Here is a 17,408-nt window from a genome sequence, read left to right on the forward strand (position 1 = left end):
GTTGCCTCAGAAGGAAAGTTCAGAATTGTCGCTGAGGCGCACGAGCGTGGACGTGACCTCCGTGACCCGTTTTGCAGTGCCGGGGATCTGGTCACCTTTCGCCACCTCGGTAACGCCCCCGTCCGGCAGCACAATGCGGGCGCGCAGCTGTGTGCCGCGACCGTAAATCTCCTGCAGGCGCACACTGCCGGCACGCTTCTCCGTGCCAGACGTCGCGGCCGATTGTGACGGGACGGGTTGCGTCATGAGAGGGGCTGACGGTTGCAGGGATGTCGCCAGATAATTACGGTCGGTACTCTGCCCGGACTGGCTTTCGCGCAGTTGCTGTTCCAGACGGGCGGTCTGGACTTTCTGCTCCAGAATCAGGTTCCTGGCCTGTGCGGCTTCCAGTTCCCCGAGGGTGACGTTCGGTGGCAGCGCATCGGCGGTGGTGGCTGACAGCGCGGGCCCGCTGAGCAGAACGGACAGCAGCAGCCCCGTCCGGGCGGGATTAATTCTGCGCATAAATGCTCCCCTTCATGGTGTATCCGAACTGCCCCTGCGGGCTCATGGTGATGGACACGCTGGTCAGGCGAAGCCCGGCGGCATCAAAATCCTGCAGCAGGCGCTCAGGCTGCAGACGCGAGCTGACGGAAAAGGTGAATTCCCGCCAGTCCTGGACGGGCGTGTTTTTTTCCTGACCCGGCGCGACGGCAGGCGGCTTCACCTCCGTGAATTTCACGTCCAGGTTGCGGCGCTGCAGGTGAGAGATAAACCGCATCAGTTGCGCCTCGGCACCCGGCAGCGCTTCATCGGTGTACTCGCCTGCGAGGTATTTACGGAAGGGAATGAAAACATCACCATTTTTCCCGCCTTCCTGCAGGTTAAAAACGGCCGCATGCCCCAGCAGTTCACGGGCGCGGCGGGAGAAGTCTTCCACTGTTGAGCCGGGGGTGGCGACAAAGCGCAGCCGCAGTCCTTCCGGCACACACTCACCGTCGGTAAAACGCCAGCCGGCCACCGAGGCAAAGACCGGCTCCCGCGTCAGCCAGCAGTTGCTGAGCAGCACTGACACCGGAGGCTGTGAGGCCCACGGGTGAGGTGCACGGGCCGGGAGGGCTGGTTTATCGTGTTTCGGCGCCACACGGGAGCGAAACGCCTCCATCGCAGCATCCTGGTCTGCCTGCTGCTGCACGGTGTCGTGCCAGTAAACGCCGGCAGCCGTCGCCAGGGTGAGCACAACAGCCGGCAGGATGAGCGACATCGGCGCCAGGCGTTTTCGCAGGCGGCAGCGCCTGAGCTGTGCACCACTCAGCCTGTCCGTGAGCGTGGTGGCATCGCGGCCATCCTCAGCCGTAGCTGCACAGCGCAGGCCCGGCGCATCGGCATCGTTAAAGCGCAGAAAATTCTGTGCGGCTGACTCAATGAATGCCCGCGTGCCGGTCACGTCGCCCATCACGGAAAGCTGCCCCCCACTGGCGGCAAAGAACACCCACAGGTCTTCATCGCGGCTCAGACGGTAAATACCCCAGGCATTACCGCCTTCGGACAACTGAAAAGCCACGGCAAGGGCATAAAGGCGGTGACGCACGCGTCCCGGTGAGACAACGCCCGCCATGGAAGCGCTGCCTCTGCCGGCCGTCACGCAGTGGGTGTCCGGCGAGGCCCTGCCCCGCAGACGAACCCTGAGTGCGCTGTGCTGCGGCGCCCAGTGAAGACCGGCCATCCAGTCGCGCCGGTGGTGCGTGAGACGAATACCGGTGCGGCGTGCTGTTTTTTTCTGTGATGACATCGTTACCTCAGCAGAACAGGGGTGATCATGATGACGAGCGTGGTACGGCCCCGCGAGCCGGTCTGACCGCCGCCCAGGATAAAGTTGCCCGGCGTAAAGGTGCCCTGCTTATCCGCCGAGACGTTCTGCTGTTCAGAACCGGTCAGGACCAGCGTCTGGCCCGAGCGCAGGTTGACCTTACGGGCTAGCCCTTCGGTAGAGGTGTCTGCGGTATCATTGCGGGTATTACCGTCCCGGCTGACAAAACTTTTGATATCCGGCGGGCTGGTATAACTGAAGGCAAACTGCAGCTGCACATCACCGTTTTCCTGAATGAAGGGCAGCATGGTCATGAACAGACCGGTGGTGACGTTGGTCGTGGTCATCGTTGACGTCACCCCCACGTTGGCGGTGGCCGTCGAGCTGGAGCTGGTCAGCATCCCGGTGGATTTCGAGAGCTGATAGGCCACCGGCGTCAGGTTGGCGGTCGGGTCAGTCTGGTTCAGCGCCATGCTGACGTTACCCTGCTCAGACAGGGCATGAATGAGCAGGCTGGAGCCGGAGAATTTAGCAGCATTGCCGCTGGCCGTATCAAGAATGGAGATACCGGCGCTGGCGGCGGATGAGGAGGCGTTCGCCATTGAACCGGTCAGGCTGGCACCCACGTTCTGCAGCGATTTATAGACCAGTCCCCAGTCCAGTCCCATCTGCTCGTTACGCGTCTGGTTGACGCTGACAATCTGGATATTCAACTGGACCTGACGGCTCAGAACCTTGTTCTGGTATTCGATATAGCGACCGATACGATTCAGAACATCGGGTGTATCCGTTACGCTGAGCGTACCGGTGGCAGACGACAACCAGAAGCGGCCGGATTTTGGCGTCACCATCTGCTCAACCGTTTTTTTGATGTCATCGTACAGGTCGCTGTTCATGCCATAGTCGGTCTTCTGGTTCGAGCTGATATCGCCGGTGGTCCCCCCGGATGTACCGCCACCGCTGCCGAGCTGGTTACCGGAGCCGGAGTTGATGGAGGCACTGCTGTTCACCTTCGTATTGAGGATGACGAGCTGAAAGGTACGCGTATCCTGCTGGTAGAAATACACGCCGCTGCTGTCGCTGCGCCATGACAGTCCCGGACCACTCGCTGCCATATCCAGCAGCCCGCGGATATCGCCCTGATATTTCAGGCCCCGGATAAGCGAAGGAGATGACTGAACGGAGACGGGCTGCGCAGACGTGGTGCCCATCTGTGACAGAGGTACGCGGCCATTATCATCCGGTGCCGGCAACTGACCGTTCATCTGCGACGTCACCACGCTGCCGGTGGAAATGCTGCTCAGTGCGGCAAAGGCATCCGGCGTGATGGAAACGCGGATGCCGCAGAGCGCGGTGATACGCTGCCCCAGCTCCGGCAGCGAAATCCCCTCCGGCCGGTTAATCGTAATCTGGCAGGCAGGCAGGTTCTTCTCATCCGGCGTGGAGATGACCGGCGTGACCGGCTGCAGGTTCACCCAGGGTTTATCGGACCAGACAACGGTGGGCTGAGTCAGGGTCTGGCGACTCTGCAGTACGCGCTGAGCGGTATCGGCCTGCCCCGAGGCCTCCTTGTCCATTTTGCTGATTTCATTCAGCGAACATGATGACAGCGCCAGCGCGGCGGCCAGCGCTGTCAGGCAGAAAGGTAAACGCGGCATCCGCAGCTCCCTGATGAGGTTAGTTGAGGTAAACAATGCTGCCCTCCGTCACGCCGGACGGCAGGGGCAGGTTCATATCGGTGCCGTCCGCCATCCGCAGCCGCCCGCCGCTGACGGTCAGCGCCAGCGCCGAGGTCACGGACTGTGTACGCAGCGCCGCATACACGCCATCAGTGGCGGGCACCCAGACCCAGAGGCGTCCCCCCTGAATCACGGTCTGAATACGGCTGTCAGGCGCGGGGACGATGCCGGCCTGTGCAGGTGTCACCGTGCCGTCAGCGACCGTCCGGCCGTGGCGCCAGTTGTTCACCGCATCCGCGGTGCGCAGCATGTCGGTGGCAAGCTGGTCAGGCAGGGTCTGCTGCAGCGACAGCCGGACGTGTTCAGCGGAGTGACGCTGCGCATCGCCGGCCATCAGCGCAATGACCAGACAGAAAACAAAGACGGGCAGCGCATAGCCCATATCAGTGCCCTCCGCCCGTCGGGGTATCGCTCACCGAAATCAGGCACTGAATGCGGTTAGCCTCGGCAAACAGCGGTTTTTCCGCTTTGCGGTAGAGGTCAAAGACCTGTACCAGGACGGATTCGAAGTTGCCGTGAAACACCAGAGGCGCATCAATACGGTAATCCAGTGATACCGGCCAGATGACCACCCAGTTTCCGCCATTGCTGCACGTCGCCTTTGATGCCCAGCCCGTCAGGGTCTCTTTCAGTGTGGAACCCGGTTCGGCGCGCCACGTCTGGCCAACTGGCTGAGGAGTGACCGGCGCCCCCGGTATATATGAAGAAGCGGTCTGACCGGAGACGGGGGGAGCCGGCGGCAGTGAGGTGACGGGCCGGACGGGCACAGTCTGCCGGGCAGCGTTCACTGTAGCTGGCTGTACGGTAACCGGATGAACGGCTGTAACAGGGGTTTTCTGAGATGAGGCTGCTTTCGGTGCAACTGCAGGTAGTGGCACCGGCGGGCGCCCGGCTGGCGACAGCGCAGCAGACTTCTGTGCTGCAGGTGTCTTCGCCACTGTCAGTACCGGTGACGGGACGGACGGGTTCTGCGCCGTAAGTACCGGTTTTTGCACGGTGCCCGGGGTGCTGTTAATACGCGTATCACCGGTAAAGGGATTACGCGGCACAGCATTGACAGTGCCGGCGGCCCCGCCAGTCCGGGCTGGCTGTATGACCGGGGGGAGACTGACGGGTGCATGCTGTGACACCAGTGAGACCGGAGCCGGCAACGGTGCGGCGAAGCTGCGATACTGGTCCCGCAGTTCAAAGCAAATTTCACGGTTAACATCATCCACCTTCAGTCGCCAGGCCGGGCCGGCCACAATCTGCAGGGCTTCACTGAGCCGGACCGGACCGATATCACGCTGAACGGCCGGCAGTGGACGGCTGAGAAGTTCTGAAAATGCGGAGGTTGTGGCTGAGCACAGTGAATATCCGGACTCCAGCAGCAGATAGCGAAAGCCCTCACCGACCGTTTTGACCAGTTGCGCCGGCATGGTGATATCGACAATCTGATTGAGTGGATCGCGCTGTGCATCGTCCGGGCGCGTGCTGACCAGCGTATAACGGTCATAGCGAACCACGTCGGGGGCCCGGTTGCGGTAAATATCATCGAAGCGGGTGGGCTGCTGATAGCGGCCGTTTGCAAAGGGCGCGGGATCAGAAACGGCGCTGCTGCAGCCCGCCTGGATAACGGAACAGGCGAGGAGGGCGGCGCCCGTTGCCACACGTCTGGAAGGTACTGCCATCAGGATTCACCCCAGGATTAGTCTTAATCAGGAGTGCTATTCTGGCGGTGAAGAAAAAACGGACAACGTGAAACTCTGACTGCCAATTAAAGAAAAAAGCCGGGACGCCGGGCCCGTCAGACTGTCAGGAAGGTTTTACGGCCTGCGGGAGGCCAGGCAAAACCGATGGGTATTTAAAATCCCCAAAAAAAAGCGCCCTCAGGCGCTTTGTGGTCAGAAAGGCTGACAGATCATTCCGGGTAAAATTCCTGCGACAAAATCTGTCCCATATCCCAGATGCAATCTTCAGGAAAAACATCGAGCTGTGTTTCCTGCGCGGCAGAAGACACCGCATCGGCCCAGACTGTCGCAATCCAGTCAGTATCAGAGAGCGCAGTTTTAAGACTGGGTGTTCCTTTTATATGAAGTGCCAGTGCTTTTCTTTGTTCCTTAATGGTTCGCTGCCAGCTGGAGCCACGACGCCCCGGCTGGAACTTCCATTTGAGAAGATGCGCCAGCAGAACGGCCATGCGACTGGCGAGTTCACGCTTTTCGCTTTTACCCACGTCCTCGATCTCCTCGGCGATATTAGCAATATCAATCTCAGAGAACCGACCGGCACGGAGTAAAGCTGCCTGCTCCTGAGCCCAGGCAACGACGTCAGCTTCATATCGTGTGTTCATGGTTGATCTCCAGTGACATTCCTGATTAATGAACATCATTATAGAAGAAAAAAGCGCCAGACTGAACCGGCGCATAAAAGTATATAATCATCTGAATCCGTTACGAAATGGCGTAAATAGCTTTCCGGCAGATGCCATAACCGTGCCCGAGGAACGGTATGTCATCGTCAAAATCCATCGGCGGTTCATTCTGCGGATTTCGTGGCGCTGACGGTGTCTGCTGCGGTTGCTGAGGCTGGCCCCGGCCGCCCTGCTGACCTGACTGCGCATTATTTCCACTGGTACTGGTGCTGTTATTACGGCCACCGCCCAGCATCTGCATCGTTCCGTTAACCCCGACAATAATTTCGGTTGTCCAGCGATCGGTGCCGCTGTTATCCGTCCATTTGCGGGTGCGCAGCTGGCCTTCGATATATACCTGTGAACCCTTACGCAGGTATTCACCGGCAACCTCGGCCAGCTTGCCAAACAGCACGACACGATGCCATTCGGTATTTTCGCGGTTCTCACCGCTTTGTTTATCACGCCAGGTTTCCGACGTGGCCAGATTTAATCCGGTCACTGCATTACCATTTGGCATGTAACGTACTTCCGGGTCCTGACCGAGATGACCGACCAGGATCACTTTGTTGACGCCGCGTGCGGACATAATGATTTCCTCTTATGAATAGGGTTGAGAGGAGCACACCCACCGGGGTGTGTTCCGGTGGTGTGTCCGTGACGCTTAGAACGAATTCGGATCGTACTCTTTCTGAGCCGATGAACCGGATTCCGGCGTCTGGGAAGCATTGGGTGCCTGATAAACGACGTCCTGACCTTTCTTGATAAACTCCACCTTAATCAGGCGGGCTTTCAGGGAAGGGCGACTTTCACCGGCGTGATCACCCGTCTGCAGGGTAAACACATCGGCTTTCAGCCCGCTCAGCACAAAGCCAATCAGCACTTTTTCTTCTTCATCAACGGCTTTCTGACAGCGGTTGATGAGTTTGGTGGTCTCCGCACCCGCGATGGTGACATCGAAACGGGTATAAGACGCATTGTCTGTCGGACCGGTGAGGGCATTGATAACGGCGCAGGTGAATTCACCATTACCACCCTGTACACGGCGTATCGAGCTGAGATACCCGATACCATTGACATTGAGGTTGAAAAACTCTTTTTTCTGCTGAGTACCAGAAGCAGAGCCGTTTGAAGCAGGGGTCTGAGTTGTTGCAGTCATGATGGTTTCTCCGGAGTAAAACTGAACAGGTTGCGGAGAAACATCAGTCCCTTACGGGAAGTGTTTCCCGCAGGGAGGTCAGCAAGGGTTGCCGACTGGCTGTATTGGTGAAATGGACCTTAACCTGGTTATCAGGTCCCTGTTTGCAAAGGTTAACAGGTTTGAACCACCCGAAGGCGCCACTCTCAGGTTAATGTGGCATTGGCATGTGATTACCCGAAGGCGCCTGTCTCAAATCACCCAGGCATTGGCAGTTGTCGGAAAGACAACGATTAGCCTCTTTATCATTCATTCAGACGCCACGGATGTCAACGCCGCAGCGTGCAAAAAATCATCAGTACACAAAAATAAAAAGCGGTGCCCTGCGGCACCGCCTTCTGAGGTCTGCACCATCGACCTGAGGTAAACCTGCTTATCGCAGTGGCTCCGCTGGCTGAAAGGGCCCGGCACAGGTTTCACGGAGTTTTTGTGCCTTACCGGCTCCTGTTCAGGTGTGGACAGGGCCGGTCAGACTGTATTCCGGCAGCACATGCATTAGATGCTGACGAAACCCGCAGTCACGGGGTGCGGCTTCAGAGCCGGGGTCACAATAGCAGAGCCCACAACGTCCCGCAATCGGGGACAGCGGATTAATTCTTCTTTGATTCAGGAGACTTAGCCCTGCGCGATCGTTTCTTTCTGGTGCCCCCGATGTTAATGACACCTTTGCATTCCGGATAGTGCTGACAGCTCCAGAATTCCCCTTTTTCTCCCCTGCGCAGACGGGTTTTTCCGCCGCAGAGCGGGCAGGCAGGCGTGGGGGGGACACGAATGCGGACCTGCTGCTGTGATCCCTGACTGACCAGGTTGCGCGTCCATCCAGCCTGTCGCTGAAGGAAGTCATCAAGTGACATACGCCCGGCAGCAACCTCATCCAGCGCCTGTTCCCATAGCGCTGTCATGCCCGGTTCGGTCAGCTGGGGCGGCAGGGCATCAATCACATCGGAGCCAAGTTCGGTCGCCATGATTTTGCTGCCTTTACGCACGATAAAGTGACGGTTCAGCAGTTGCTCAACAATACCGGCGCGGGTGGCTTCGGTGCCCAGTCCCGCGTTGTCTTTCAGCACTTTGCGCAGCGCGACGTCGGTGACAAATGCTGCCGCGTTCATCATGGCGCCAATCAGCGTGGCAAAGGTATAGTGCGCCGGCGGACGGGTCATCAGTTGCACCACCTCAGCCCCCGTCACCGCGCAGCGGTCATTCTGCGCCAGCGGCGGCAGGGCAACGTCTGCTTCATCGCCGCCATCAACTTCATTATCACCCGCGTTCTCAAACAGAACCTTCCAGCCCTTTATCACCTCCGTTCGCCCGGTGGCACGGAACAGCTGCCCGCCAGTGTCGAACTGCAGCCGTGTGAAATCGGACTCATGCAGGGGGAGGAACTGGGCCAGATAGTTACGGCGGACAAGCAGATAGACGTTACGCTCGGTCTCCGTCAGCGCGGACAGCTGAAACGCATTGCGGGTGGGGATAATGCCGTGGTGTGCCGTGATTTTTTTGTCGTTCCAGATGCGCGAGACAAATGCCCTGTCGAGGCGTGCCAGCACCGGCGCACATTCCGGGTCGGTACGGCCGATGGCATCAAGCACACCGGAAATCTCCTCCCGCATCGATTCCGGCAGGTAACCGCAGTCGGTTCGGGGGTAGGTCGTGGCCTTGTGCTTTTCATACAGGCTCTGGGCAGTGTCAAGCACCTGCTGCGGGGACATATCCCACAGCCTGCCACACGCCTGCTGCAGGGACCCGAGGGAAAAAGCCAGCGGCGCGGCGGCTTTTTCACGCTTTGTGTCACATTCGGTCACCACGGCGTGACCTGCCTGCCGGCAGAGCTGTGCCACCTGCTGCGCGATGTTCTGGTGAACACAGCGCTTTTCCTCGTCGGTATACACCTTCGCCGGCACCCACTGCACCGGAAAGGTGAGGCCACCGGCGGAAATAAGCGCTTTAACCTGCCAGAACGGCTTCGGCACAAATGCTGTGATTTCCCGGTCCCGGCGGACAACCAGCGCCAGCGTGGGCGTCTGAACACGCCCCACGGAGACCACGCCATCAAAACCGGCTTCCGCTGCGCGCAGGGTATAAAGACGGGAGAGGTTCATACCTATCAGCCAGTCGGCCCGGGCACGACCCAGTCCGGCGTGATACATCCCGAGCGTGGCCTGACCGGGACGCAGGTCCTGAAGCGCCGCGCGGATACTGAGTTCATCCAGCGCAGACAGCCAGAGCCGCTGCACCGGACCTTCCCAGCGGCAGTATTCCAGCAGCTCACGCGCAATGACCTCGCCCTCCCGATCTGCATCAGTGGCAATCACCACATCGTCAACCTGTCGCAGCAACCGCTCGATGACTTTGAACTGATCCTGCGTCTCTTTTTTGACCACAACCTGCCAGGGGGCAGGCAGGATCGGCAGTGCCGAAAGTGACCACGGTTTACCGTATTGCTGACCGTACGCCTCGGGCGGTGCGGTTTCCAGCAGGTGCCCCACTGCCCAGGTGACGGTGACACCGCTGCCGGTCAGAAAGCCGTCACCGCGCCGGGTGGCACCGAGAACCCCGGCCAGATCGCGTCCCTGCGAGGGTTTTTCACAGATATATAGCCGCATGACCAGCCTCCGGCGACTCAGACTGTCTGATAACGCAGGCGCAGCAGGTTCACGCTCGCTTCATTAACGGGAGGGGAAAATGCTGAACGTTTTTCTCCGAGCAGCACGGCACGATCGGGCTCACCCGCCTCCTGACAGGCTTTCTGCCAGACTTCATTATTCTCCACCGCATCCAGACGTGTTGCGCCGGTTTTACGATAACGCAGCACACATCCGTAAATTTCACGCAGAAGCCGGCTGCCATCACCCAGCAGTTCATAGCGCTGCGTGCGTGAAATGACACCATAATGCGCCGCCTGGAGGACTTTTTTGGCAAACTGATCGAACCCCATCAGCAGGAATACACATCGATACCCCAGCGGAGTACCGCTGAATACGGTCAGATCCAGAGGTTCCGTCGCCTGAGCATCGCTGATAGTCACACCCGCCGGGATAAAGCTCATTTGTTTGTCCAGGCTCGCAATCAGAGAGTTCATTTGCCTGCCGGCATACTCAATTTTTTCCTCCAGAGCCAGCATAGCCATATCTGCCCAGGGATCGTTCTGAATTGAGTCTTTGTTAATGAGCGTAGCGCGGTAAAGGAACTGGGGCATGCCCATAATCGGCTGCTTTCCTTTTTTACCATCCTCCCGACTCTCCCGTTTACGTCCCTCCCATAAACCTATCGCGTAGTTTGTATGCAATTCGATATGGAGTTCAGACTGGAGCGCCCCGGCCCGTTTTTGCTTTTCTGCCATCGTTGTCATTACCTGTATTCAGTTAAGAAGAACAGGCATAGTCGTGAATATCCCGTGGCACTAACAATGTGAAACTCATAATTAACCGGATGAAATTATGATCTATCAGTTTTCAATTGTTATCCGCTATTGCGCCCCGTAACGCTGATTATTTTTTAGTCACTGTTGCGCCCCGCAACACTGCTCACTTTTTAGCCACTGTTGCGCCCCGCAACACTGCTCACTTTTTAGCCACTGTTGCGCCCCGCAACACTGCTCATTTTTTAGTCACTGTTGCACCCCGCAACACTGCTTATTTTTTAGCCGCTGTTGCACCCCGCAACACTGCTCACTTTTTAGCCACTGTTGCGCCCCGCAACACTGCTCATTTTTTGGCCACTGTTGCGCCCCGCAACACTGCTCATTTTTTAGTCACTGTTGCGCCCCGCAACACTGCTTATTTTTTAGTCACTGTTGCGCCCCGCAACACTGCTTATTTTTTAGCCGCTGTTGCGCCCCGCAACACTGCTTAATTTTCAGCCCCAATTCTGTTCTACAACACTGCACAACGTACAATTGCTGCCATACCGAAACTAAATTTTCAATATATTTTCAAACAGTTATCTTGCTCCGAATGGCAGCAATCATCGCACTAATCTCATCGCGGGAAGGCCGTCTGGCAGGCTGCACGGGGATGATCGCCGCCGGTACAGCAGGTGTACCGGTTGTCCGGGGATTGTTGCTGCCGGAACCGGCAGGGGCAGGTGCTGCGGCTTCCGGCAGGTTCAGCTCACCGCTCCGGGCACGCCGCAGCATCGTGAACAGCCAGCCCACCGGGTTATTCAGCCTGCCAAGCCGCAGTTGCTCACGCAGCATGTCAGCCAGCGTCTTCGCCACCGCCTCAGGCAGTGAGGCCATCTGTGTGGTCAGCATCTGCCGGTCATCGCTGTTCAGTCCGTTCACAAAATCGTCAGGCAGAAAATGTTCCCCGCCCGGTATGTACGTTTTTTTATTCACACTCTGTGTGAAAGAACGTACGTTACAGTCCGGATTCCGGACTCCGGTGTAACTCGTTGATTTCAGGCTGAGTCCTGATTCCGGACTCTGTGTTTTATCCGCTGTCGGGGTACTGAGTCCGTTTTCCGGACTCAGTGATTCCGGGGCGTTTTTGGTGCTTTTTTGACTGAGTCCGGATTCCGGACTCCGGTTCACTGCCGGTCTCTGGCGAACCATTTTTTCAGGTGTGGACGGCGCGCTCAGGCGACTTTCGATAAGGGCCAGGCGACTGTGACGGTGACGCATTCCGGGGTCCTGAAGTATGTCATTCACCACGGCAAGCGCGGTCATGCGGACCGCTTTATTACGGCTAAGGCAGCTCTCTTCAACCAGCTTAAGCCAGCCCGGATCGAAGGTTTCGGCGTCACGGTAACCCAGCGGCTCGTCATGTTGCGCGTAAATGTTGCCCCGCACACGCCCGCGGTCATCGCGTACCCGCTTACACAGGCTGAGCCAGCCGGTCAGGCGCAGCATCAGCAGGACGCGGCTGACCGTATCCCTCGATGCCTTCTCTGAATGCGCGGAGGCAAGCTGAACCTGCAGCTCATCGTAGGTCGGGAAGATGGCGCCTTCGTTCTGCTGGGCATAAAGTCTTATCATCACCCAGGCGGTTTTATCCAGCGGTGAAAGGCGTGTATCCAGAAACAGCCTGCGCGGGAACGCATCGTGCACGTTGCCCATGAACAGCAGCCCGCTGCGCTCCTGGCTGACATCGCCGGTATCGGTGCGCCGCTCAAGATTCTGCTGCATTCTGGCGAGCGTGTGTGCCACGATGCTGTCGGCGGGAATGGTCATTTTATGCTCTCCTCTTCAGCCTGAGACAGCACAGTGCCGGGATAAACCCGGCACTGTCTGGTCATCAGCAGCAGTCCGTTACCGCCGTATTTCACGGTTGTAGGTCTCATGGTCCATCAGCCACCACTGCCGGCCGCCATCCTTGCTCAGGATGCGCCAGAACGGCCCCACGTCTATCTTGAGGTAGCCGTTCATGGTCAGCCGGCGGAACACCTTCTGTCCACCGCAGACAGCGCAGAACAGCTGCTGCGCGCGGCGGCGTACTGCCGGTGACACCTGCTGCCGGGGGGAGAAATCACCCATCTCCATCACGCCTCCTTACGAACAGGTATTTCAGCCCGGCGGCCTGCGGCATTCGCCTCCCGACACCACTGGCAGACCCGGCTCCATACGGCCGTCAGTGAAAGACCCAGTTGCTCGGCCGCCAGCATCATCGCCTCCAGCGCCTGATGGGAGTCCGGTGATGACAACCCTGCCGCTTTCCACTCGGCCCAGAGCGCGGCGTCCTGTGGCTCTGTCAGGGCCTGGGTTCGGCCCTGCCGGGATTCAATGCCCATCAGACGGCGGCGGGCACTCACCTCCGAAGGAGACAGACCAAAATACCGGTCAATCAGCTCCATCGAACCACCGAGCTCCAGTGCGCGGTCAATCATCATGAAGCGCTTCTGCTCATTGCGGGCCTGATTCAGCATCAGCCAGAAGTTTTCATGATTCAGGGTGACATCAAGAACGGAAACATGTGACTGGCTGAGGTAATGCAGTTCATCAAGGCTCAGATGACTCAGCGCACGGATTTCCTCGACCGACATACCCAGTGACTCACAGCGGCGGATATTGCCGTTTTTGACGTCCATCAGCAGTGAGGACAGAATGGCCGTGGTGGCCTGAGAAAGATTATGCTGGCTCACAGGCCACCTCCTGATATCGCCCGGTCAGCGATGAGCAGAACATCAAAAAGCCAGCCCGACAGGCAGGCACTCCATAAAAGAACGTCAGTCATGTGCATGCCCTCCCGCTGTTATCTGCCGGGAAGCCTGTGCGCCACTGAGACCATGATGGAGGTCGGTATCGCGACCTGCGAAAAAACCGGCCACCCGGGCCGTTCTGTCACCCCGGCATTTACCCGCAGACCGGACCGCCATATCTGCCAGCGGCTCGCCGGCATGACGCCGGGCCAGCCAGCGCTGCAGTACGGCGTTCTCTTCCCCGGAGGGTGAAAAGGACTGCAACACCTGCCAGACGCCGGATACCCAGCCCTCACGGAACTGGTCTGCCCGGCGACGGCGCGTGCGCAGAAGAATGCGGCGCGTGCGATACCCGGACATATGTGCGTCTGTGGCGGCACGCAGCTGCCGCTGGAGAACGGTATAGATGTAGAGCGCCACCTCCGGTCGTTCGCTGAATCCATAAAAGTGCAGTGAACGGCGCACGCTGCTCACGCCCTGTGGACTGACATGAACATGCCACCCAAACCAGCAACGGCAGCCCGTGGCCATACAGACCACGGTTGCCAGCGAGCTCAGCCAGGCCGGCACCTTTTCTGCATCACTGGTCAGGCTGAAACAGACTGACTCACTGACATCACTGAGGGAAAGCATGTCCGGCGTCAGCCCGTGGCGCTGCATCAGCCGCTGTGCCAGCGCCACCGCACGCGCGGCTTCATGCGGGTTGCTGTTGCGGGTGCCCAGCGCCATCAGGCGCCGGATACGGGCAGTGATTTTTGCGTTATCCGACATGGCGCATCCCCCTGCCACCGTCAGCCCGGTGACGGTTTTTCATCTCTTTTACCTCCTGACAACCGGCACAGAGCTCCACGCCCGGAACCGCAAGCTGACGGGCAACCGGAATAGCCGCACCGCAGCATTCGCAGAACGCTTTCGACGGTGTTGCAGAGTTTACCGTTGCCCGGATGGCATCGATGCCGTGCTGGATGAACAGAGCTGTACTGGCCTGGGCCATTTCATCATTCAGATCATCAGACATTTTCCCCTCCTTTCGCAGCGAGTCGCTGCAGCTCACGCAGACGGCGGATAACGCGGATAAGGCGCATTGTTTTCACGACCGTGATATCGTCGAATACGGCCATGTCAGCCGGTGACTGAGAACCGAAGAAATTCAGGCAGAACATAAACATATTGAACTGCCTGTTGGGGAGCGAGCCGGACAGGCCCGCCAGGAAGAGGACAAATTCGCTGCCGGTTTCGGAGACGGCAAAGCCTGCTGACTGAGGGTTTTTATCCTCCCGCACATTGTCCGCGCAGCCCATCACCTCAGCAATCTCGAAGACAAGCCGGTAAGCCATATCCTGCAGGTGCTCAATATCATCCTGGAGTGCCGGGATGTGCCAGATATCACTGACGGGCTCAAGTCCGGTTGCGGCAAAGGCGACCGAACTGACGGACGCTGCCGGGGACGCATTCTCCTCGCCAAATGCTGACATCAGTGTGCCCGGGCTGAAATCAGGGAGAGAAATGCTGTCAGGGTCAGCCGTTTCACCGGAAATGACCGGCCGTCCGCCAAACAGATCATTCTGTACTTCACGACGTGGTTCACTGCCGGCGGTCATCAGTGCGTTCACAGGCAGTTCAGCATCTGCGGGCAGTTCCGGTGCCGGCTCAGGGCGTCCGGGCGTGGTCAGCGTGCCGCTGCGAAGTCCCGTGACCGGCGTTTCAGATGCAGTATCCGGAGGCAGGACAGTCACCTGCGGCTCCGGGGGTTCACGACCTGCCGCTCTTTCCGGTGGTGGTGTCAGTACGGGCAGCGGAGGCGGCTCACCAAACTGCTCACGGCGTTTCTGCTCGCGGGGGTCCAGTTCAATCATCCAGCGGTCATAGTTCAGGCTGGGATGTGGCAGCGCTTTGACAAGGTGACCTATCAGTTCATCACGCAGATGATCAAATGAGAAGCCATCAGGATCATTGAAATTGCGGCACGCCTCACCAAATACACGCTCGAATTCATCTGCAGAGTTATCGGATATGTCATATTTAGACCATACCTTCTCAGCAAGCGATCTCAGATTGAGTATCGGAAGGACCTGTCCACGACTTAGACCGTTTTCCAGAAGATCAGGCATGTACGGATGAAGATATTTAAGAGTATCTTCCATCCGACTAATACTGGATGCGTGAACAGGATAGCCTTCAGCATTCAGGAGATCAGACAACTCGCGAAGTGAAACCGATCTCCCCATTTGCTCTTCCTGAATAGTTCTAGCTTTATGAATCCCGAATGCTTTATCTATGTAACTCAGGTCTCCTCTGACTTCGTTTTCTGCCAGGTGCCCGACCAGACATTTCAACCGTCCTGGCCAGGGTTTAAAAATAGTGTGAACGCGATAGAAACGCTCATCACCAGTCTCCTGCCACAGTTCGCAGAGGATCTGATACCGGGTGTTACCCCCGTCGCTGAAAATGTAAACGTCTTCGCCGTCCGGATCGCGTGTCACTTTCGGTACCTGGACCAACCCACAGGCCCTGATGGAAGCCTTGATTTCATCGAAATGTGGGTTACGGCTCTTGCGGGGGTTGTCCGGATTTGGGCGCAGTTGGTCAAGGGTGAGGACCATTGCCATCTCGCTGACTGGCAGGGGGACTGCGGCGGGAACCGCATCACCCTGAGCCGGGGTTTTGCCGCGCTGCAGCATGGCCGCGCCAAGATTAAGATTACGGACGTTGCTCATGCGCTCCTCCCCGGTCGGCCCGCGATGTCAGAAAAACGGGTAAAACGACCTTCATACTGCAGGCGGATCGTCCCCGTGGGTCCCTGGCGCTGTTTACTGATAATGATTTCAGCAATCCCTTTATCCTCGGTGTTTTCGTGATAGACCTCATCGCGATAAATAAAGACGATGACGTCAGCATCCTGTTCCAGCGCACCGGAATCACGTAAATCACCGTTATTGGGGCGTTTATCCTGTCGGCTCTCAAGCGATCGATTGAGCTGAGAAAGCGCCACTATCGGGCAGGCCATTTCTTTCGCTAATGCCTTAAGAGACCGGGAGATTTCAGCGATTTCCTGGGTACGGTTTTCCTGTTCAGGGGAGCGCATGAGCTGCAGGTAATCGAGGCCAATAATTGAAGGCGCACCATAACGGCGCGCATTACGGCGGGTACGAATACGCAGCATCTGAGGAGTCAGGCCACTGGTATCATCTATAACCAGGCGCGCATTAAAATCCTCAGTACAAATCTTGTATGCCTCAGACACCCGGGCCCAGTCTTCATCATCCATCAGGCCGCTCTTCAGGCGCTGGAGTTCCAGACTGCTCAACGAGGACACCATGCGCATAAGAATCTGCTCTTCCGGTTGCTCCAGGCTGTAGAATTGTCCTCTGGAATCAGGCGTTTTCATCATGTGGTTAAGCAGCAGACTGATAAGAAATGCTGTTTTCCCCATTGATGGTCGGGCGGCGACCAACACCAGATCACCAGCCTGCAACCCACTGGTCAGGTCATCAAACTCATTAAACCCGGTCGCTGCACCGGTAATACCATCCGGCGTGTTGCACCGACGTTCAAGTTCGGTCAGCAACCTGTCCATACCGTCAATAAGCGTGTGTGCCTGTTCCGGTTCTGCACGCTCTGCCAGGCGAGTGATTTTTTGTTCGGCCTCTTCCATTACCGCGGGGATATCAGCACCGGGCTTTTGCACGTTTTCGGTAATATCCGCACCAATACGGGCAAGTTGCCGGGCCTGGCTGTACTTCGCCACAATCTCGCAGTAGGCACGAATATTCGCAGCACTGGGGGTGTTTTTGGACAGTTCGGCGAGGTACGCAAAACCACCCTGCTGCTCCAGGACATTAGTCCCCTGACTCTCAATGCTCTCTGCCAGAGTAATCAGGTCAATTGGCTTGCCTCTGCTGATAAGACGGGTCATTTCACGAAATATCGTGCGGTGAACGTGGTAGTAGAAATCATCGGTACTGACGAGCAACGCAACTTCGTCCCAGCATTCGTTATCCAGCATCAGACCACCAAGAACCGACTGCTCAGCATCCCTTGAAAAGAGACCGCTAATCACTTGTTTTTGTTCAGACATAAGCGCCCCCCGTTTGCGATAAGGAGTCGTTTAAAGCTGTGTAAAATGGCGCCGGACGAACAGTTGCCGGGAGTAAA

17 protein-coding genes are annotated in these 17,408 nt (G+C 57.8%); all 17 read right to left on the reverse strand.

Going from position 1 to position 17,408, the window contains the following annotated elements:
- Nucleotides 1-6: 6 nt before the first annotated feature.
- Nucleotides 7-504: a type IV pilus biogenesis protein PilP gene (pilP, locus tag CWM66_RS17170; protein ID WP_063436952.1), complete on the reverse strand. Its 498-nt coding sequence runs from the start codon at nt 502-504 to the stop codon at nt 7-9.
- The gene (pilO2, locus tag CWM66_RS17175; protein ID WP_199200050.1) at nt 491-1,771 is read right to left on the reverse strand and encodes a type 4b pilus protein PilO2; all 1,281 of its coding nucleotides are present in this window, start codon (nt 1,769-1,771) and stop codon (nt 491-493) included. The genes pilP and pilO2 overlap by 14 nt, the downstream gene beginning before the upstream one ends.
- Nucleotides 1,772-1,773: 2 nt before the next feature.
- Nucleotides 1,774-3,447 carry a PilN family type IVB pilus formation outer membrane protein gene (locus CWM66_RS17180; protein ID WP_107146977.1) on the reverse strand — a complete coding sequence of 558 codons (1,674 nt, stop codon included), beginning with the start codon at nt 3,445-3,447 and terminating at the stop codon, nt 1,774-1,776.
- Nucleotides 3,448-3,466: 19 nt separating this feature from the next.
- Nucleotides 3,467-3,910, reverse strand: coding sequence for a type IV pilus biogenesis protein PilM (gene pilM, locus CWM66_RS17185; RefSeq protein WP_107146978.1), 444 nt, complete (start codon nt 3,908-3,910; stop codon nt 3,467-3,469).
- Nucleotide 3,911: 1 nt separating this feature from the next.
- Nucleotides 3,912-5,198, reverse strand: coding sequence for a TcpQ domain-containing protein (locus tag CWM66_RS17190; protein WP_107146979.1), 1,287 nt, complete (start codon nt 5,196-5,198; stop codon nt 3,912-3,914).
- Nucleotides 5,199-5,428: 230 nt separating this feature from the next.
- Nucleotides 5,429-5,860, reverse strand: a complete 432-nt coding sequence (locus tag CWM66_RS17195) for a DUF29 domain-containing protein (RefSeq protein WP_107146980.1) — start codon at nt 5,858-5,860, stop codon at nt 5,429-5,431.
- Nucleotides 5,861-5,960: 100 nt separating this feature from the next.
- The gene (locus CWM66_RS17200; protein ID WP_107146981.1) at nt 5,961-6,509 is read right to left on the reverse strand and encodes a single-stranded DNA-binding protein; all 549 of its coding nucleotides are present in this window, start codon (nt 6,507-6,509) and stop codon (nt 5,961-5,963) included.
- A gap of 75 nt (nt 6,510-6,584) precedes the next feature.
- A complete protein-coding gene (locus CWM66_RS17205) occupies nt 6,585-7,079 on the reverse strand; it encodes an STY4534 family ICE replication protein (protein WP_107146982.1) in 495 nt (164 codons plus the stop codon).
- Nucleotides 7,080-7,708: 629 nt separating this feature from the next.
- Nucleotides 7,709-9,721, reverse strand: a complete 2,013-nt coding sequence (locus CWM66_RS17210; protein ID WP_107146983.1) for a DNA topoisomerase III — start codon at nt 9,719-9,721, stop codon at nt 7,709-7,711.
- Between the two features lie 17 nt (nt 9,722-9,738).
- Nucleotides 9,739-10,458 (reverse strand): PFL_4669 family integrating conjugative element protein, encoded by a 720-nt coding sequence (locus tag CWM66_RS17215; protein WP_107146984.1) that lies wholly within the window; start codon nt 10,456-10,458, stop codon nt 9,739-9,741.
- Between the two features lie 591 nt (nt 10,459-11,049).
- Nucleotides 11,050-12,288 carry an STY4528 family pathogenicity island replication protein gene (locus CWM66_RS17220; protein ID WP_107146985.1) on the reverse strand — a complete coding sequence of 413 codons (1,239 nt, stop codon included), beginning with the start codon at nt 12,286-12,288 and terminating at the stop codon, nt 11,050-11,052.
- A gap of 78 nt (nt 12,289-12,366) precedes the next feature.
- Entirely contained in the window at nt 12,367-12,597 is a 231-nt protein-coding gene (locus CWM66_RS17225; RefSeq protein WP_107146986.1) for a hypothetical protein, read from the reverse strand.
- Nucleotides 12,597-13,196: a DUF2857 domain-containing protein gene (locus CWM66_RS17230; protein ID WP_007372575.1), complete on the reverse strand. Its 600-nt coding sequence runs from the start codon at nt 13,194-13,196 to the stop codon at nt 12,597-12,599. Before CWM66_RS17230 ends, CWM66_RS17225 begins: the two co-directional genes overlap by 1 nt.
- Before the next feature lie 84 nt (nt 13,197-13,280).
- Nucleotides 13,281-14,024, reverse strand: coding sequence for a DUF2786 domain-containing protein (locus tag CWM66_RS17235; RefSeq protein ID WP_107146987.1), 744 nt, complete (start codon nt 14,022-14,024; stop codon nt 13,281-13,283).
- Nucleotides 14,014-14,271, reverse strand: coding sequence for a TraR/DksA C4-type zinc finger protein (locus tag CWM66_RS17240; RefSeq protein ID WP_107146988.1), 258 nt, complete (start codon nt 14,269-14,271; stop codon nt 14,014-14,016). Before CWM66_RS17240 ends, CWM66_RS17235 begins: the two co-directional genes overlap by 11 nt.
- Nucleotides 14,264-15,970, reverse strand: coding sequence for a ParB family protein (locus CWM66_RS17245; RefSeq protein WP_107146989.1), 1,707 nt, complete (start codon nt 15,968-15,970; stop codon nt 14,264-14,266). Before CWM66_RS17245 ends, CWM66_RS17240 begins: the two co-directional genes overlap by 8 nt.
- Nucleotides 15,967-17,331: an SPI-7-type island replicative DNA helicase gene (gene dnaB-PI / locus CWM66_RS17250; RefSeq protein ID WP_107146990.1), complete on the reverse strand. Its 1,365-nt coding sequence runs from the start codon at nt 17,329-17,331 to the stop codon at nt 15,967-15,969. The genes CWM66_RS17245 and dnaB-PI overlap by 4 nt, the downstream gene beginning before the upstream one ends.
- Between the last annotated feature and the right edge of the window lie 77 nt (nt 17,332-17,408).

Origin of the sequence: Kosakonia sp. H7A (assembly GCF_003028445.1) — a bacterium.
Lineage (GTDB): Bacteria > Pseudomonadota > Gammaproteobacteria > Enterobacterales > Enterobacteriaceae > Kosakonia > Kosakonia radicincitans.

Coding starts and splice junctions, on each gene's coding strand:
- pilP (WP_063436952.1), bottom strand. CDS start 504: ATGCGCAGAATTAATCCCGCCCGGACGGGGCTGCTGCTGTCCGTTCTG.
- pilO2 (WP_199200050.1), bottom strand. CDS start 1,771: ATGTCATCACAGAAAAAAACAGCACGCCGCACCGGTATTCGTCTCACG.
- CWM66_RS17180 (WP_107146977.1), bottom strand. CDS start 3,447: ATGCCGCGTTTACCTTTCTGCCTGACAGCGCTGGCCGCCGCGCTGGCG.
- pilM (WP_107146978.1), bottom strand. CDS start 3,910: ATGGGCTATGCGCTGCCCGTCTTTGTTTTCTGTCTGGTCATTGCGCTG.
- CWM66_RS17190 (WP_107146979.1), bottom strand. CDS start 5,198: ATGGCAGTACCTTCCAGACGTGTGGCAACGGGCGCCGCCCTCCTCGCC.
- CWM66_RS17195 (WP_107146980.1), bottom strand. CDS start 5,860: ATGAACACACGATATGAAGCTGACGTCGTTGCCTGGGCTCAGGAGCAG.
- CWM66_RS17200 (WP_107146981.1), bottom strand. CDS start 6,509: ATGTCCGCACGCGGCGTCAACAAAGTGATCCTGGTCGGTCATCTCGGT.
- CWM66_RS17205 (WP_107146982.1), bottom strand. CDS start 7,079: ATGACTGCAACAACTCAGACCCCTGCTTCAAACGGCTCTGCTTCTGGT.
- CWM66_RS17210 (WP_107146983.1), bottom strand. CDS start 9,721: ATGCGGCTATATATCTGTGAAAAACCCTCGCAGGGACGCGATCTGGCC.
- CWM66_RS17215 (WP_107146984.1), bottom strand. CDS start 10,458: ATGGCAGAAAAGCAAAAACGGGCCGGGGCGCTCCAGTCTGAACTCCAT.
- CWM66_RS17220 (WP_107146985.1), bottom strand. CDS start 12,288: ATGACCATTCCCGCCGACAGCATCGTGGCACACACGCTCGCCAGAATG.
- CWM66_RS17225 (WP_107146986.1), bottom strand. CDS start 12,597: ATGGAGATGGGTGATTTCTCCCCCCGGCAGCAGGTGTCACCGGCAGTA.
- CWM66_RS17235 (WP_107146987.1), bottom strand. CDS start 14,024: ATGTCGGATAACGCAAAAATCACTGCCCGTATCCGGCGCCTGATGGCG.
- CWM66_RS17240 (WP_107146988.1), bottom strand. CDS start 14,271: ATGTCTGATGATCTGAATGATGAAATGGCCCAGGCCAGTACAGCTCTG.
- CWM66_RS17245 (WP_107146989.1), bottom strand. CDS start 15,970: ATGAGCAACGTCCGTAATCTTAATCTTGGCGCGGCCATGCTGCAGCGC.
- dnaB-PI (WP_107146990.1), bottom strand. CDS start 17,331: ATGTCTGAACAAAAACAAGTGATTAGCGGTCTCTTTTCAAGGGATGCT.